This is a genomic window from Aquimarina penaris, assembly GCF_040786285.1.
Classification (GTDB): domain Bacteria; phylum Bacteroidota; class Bacteroidia; order Flavobacteriales; family Flavobacteriaceae; genus Aquimarina.
In genome coordinates, this window is the sequence record NZ_JBFMKQ010000009.1 from 1 (window position 1) to 2,694 (window position 2,694).

The window sequence follows — 2,694 nt, forward strand, 5'->3', positions numbered from 1 at the left end:
GCAATAAGGAACTATTACCGATCGGTGTTATTGGAGAGCTTTATGTTGGAGGAGAGTCTTTAGCACATGGATATCTTCATAATGATAAATTGACTCAAGAGAGGTTTGTAGACAATCCTTACAAGGCTAATGGCCGAATGTATAAGACAGGTGATTTGGCCAGATGGTTACCAGATGGGAATATTGAGTTCTTAGGACGAATAGATGAACAAATAAAAATAAGAGGGTTTAGAATAGAGTTAGGTGAGATAGAAAGTGAATTAAGAAATTTTGAAGCACTAGAGGAAGCCATATTAGTAGTTAAAGAAAAAGAAGGAGACCGCTACTTGGTTTGTTACTATACTTCTTTGGAAGAGATTAGTACCAGTGATCTAAAACACTATTTATCAGATAAATTACCAGAGTATATGATTCCGAATCATTATGTTCATTTAACAAGTATTCCCTTTAATTCAAGTGGTAAGGTTGACAAAAAGAATTTACCAGAACCAGAGGTGAAAATAGAACATGATTATGTAGGGCCAATTAATGCAACAGAAAAAACATTAGAAAAAATCTGGTCCAGTGTACTCAATTTATCTATTGATGTAATAGGTACTAATAGAAACTTTTTCGAATTGGGGGGCCATTCATTGAAAGCTATTGTTTTGGTAAACAAAATAGCCAAAGAGTTTGATGTGGTATTTCCTCTAGAAAAAATATTTGAAAATCCCACCATTAAAGAACAAGCAGAATTTATTAATGTTAATGAATGGTTATCTAATGACAATACCACAGATCTTACAAACGAAATGATCAAAAAAGTCATCATCTAAGAAGTTTCAGAAAATCTACACATAATCTTCTTTTTATAAATAAAGAATCTACAGGATATATGAATAATGGTCATATACCTCTAGTTGTACAAACAACTCTTTTTATAATAATTATATAGTCAGGTGCCTACAAAGTAAGGTAGTATTAAAAATAATTTCAAGAATAAAATTTAGTATGGAAAATTTAATATTAAAATTAAGAAAAAATAAGATCGGGATACACTTGGATCAAGGAGCTTTACGATTGGATATACCCAAACACTTAGATGCCACAGAAATCCTGGAGGAAATTAAAAAGAATAAAAATGAGCTTATTAAATTTATTGAAAATACTCAATCTTTTAATTCTACATATAAGGTAATTGAAAAAGCTCCAGAAAAAGAATACTACACACTGTCTTCGGCACAAAAGCGCATGTATTTTTTGTATGAGTATAATAAAACCTCGCTAAATTATAATACGCCACAACTTGTTTGTTTAAATGGAGAATTAGATATAGATCTTTTAAAAGAAGTGTTTAATACCTTGGTAATGCGGCATGAGAGCTTAAGAACAATTTTTAAAATTGTAAATGAAGAGCCCGTTCAAAAAATAGTAAGTAATCTGGAGATTGATATAGAGGTATTTAAAATTACAGAATCAGAGGAATCTCAAGTCATCCAAAACTTTGTTAGACCATTTGATTTAAACAATGGACCTTTGATTAGAGTTGGTGTAATTCACTTAACTGAAAGGAAACATATTTTGATGGTTGATATGCATCATATCATTACCGATGGTGTTTCAGATAGTATTTTAGTAAAAGAGTTTATGGCCTTGTATAAAGGAGAAACACTATCTCCATTATCTCTTCAGTATAGAGATTATGCAGAATGGCAGCAAAAGAATAATCAGCAATTAGAAATTTCTGAACAAAAGAACTTCTGGCTGGATATGTTTAAAGAAGAAACTCAACCCATTAATCTACCTACAGATTTTAAACGTCCTCAGGTAAAGGGACATAATGGAGCTACTGCAAGTTTTTCTATTGAAAATGAGCAGGCCAGAAAACTAAAATCAATTAATGAAGATTTGGGGAGTACAGGTTTTATGATGTTCCTGTCTGTGTATTATATTCTACTGTATAAGTTGACTAATCAGGAAGATATCGTAATAGGAACTCCTGTAGCAGGAAGAGAGCATGAGGACCTAAATGATATGATTGGAATGTTTGTTAATACACTACCCCTTAGGAATCAACTTAAAGGCAATGATACTTTTAGAGCATTTTTATTGGATATAAAAGCAAATACCTTGGCCTGTATTCGTAATCAATCGTATCAATATGAGGCACTCATAGATGAGTTAAAAGTCGAGCGAGATACTAGTCGAAATCCATTATTTGATATTTTATTTTCGTATCAAAATTTTATCGAAGAAGAATTGGATATACCTGGGCTTAAATTGTCTGCGTATCAAAAAGAGGATATGATATCAAAGTTCGATATGAGTTTAACAACTACAGAGAAGAAAGATCAATTTACATTTAAGATATCATACTCGGTAGACTTATTTACAGAACAAACTATACATAGATTTATAACGTATTACAAGAGAATAGTAACAGCTGTTATCGAAAATCCAGACACTAAACTATCAGAGATAGACATTTTATCTGATAAAGAGAAGAGTCAGCTTTTAGAAGGTTTTAATGCTACAGATGTAGAGTTTACAAAGTGTAACTCTGTACTAGAGTTATTCGAGTCCCAAGTTTCAAAGACACCAGATGCTCTTGCTATTGTTAATAAAGATACTACGTTGACCTACCAGGAGCTTAATGACCAAGTAGATCAAATGAGTGCTTACTTATTGACAAAAAAGGATGTTGAGTTAGAGGAG

The 2,694-nt window shown here is 31.8% G+C and carries 2 protein-coding genes; both read left to right on the plus strand.

Annotation, left to right across the window (positions count from 1 at the left end; genetic code table 11):
- The coding region (locus ABW637_RS21715) for a non-ribosomal peptide synthetase (RefSeq protein ID WP_367586840.1) at nt 1–815 on the plus strand (815 nt) is incomplete at its 5' end.
- Nucleotides 816–990: 175 nt separating this feature from the next.
- Nucleotides 991–2,694: condensation domain-containing protein (locus ABW637_RS21720; RefSeq protein WP_367586841.1), on the plus strand; the 1,704-nt coding region annotated here is incomplete at its 3' end.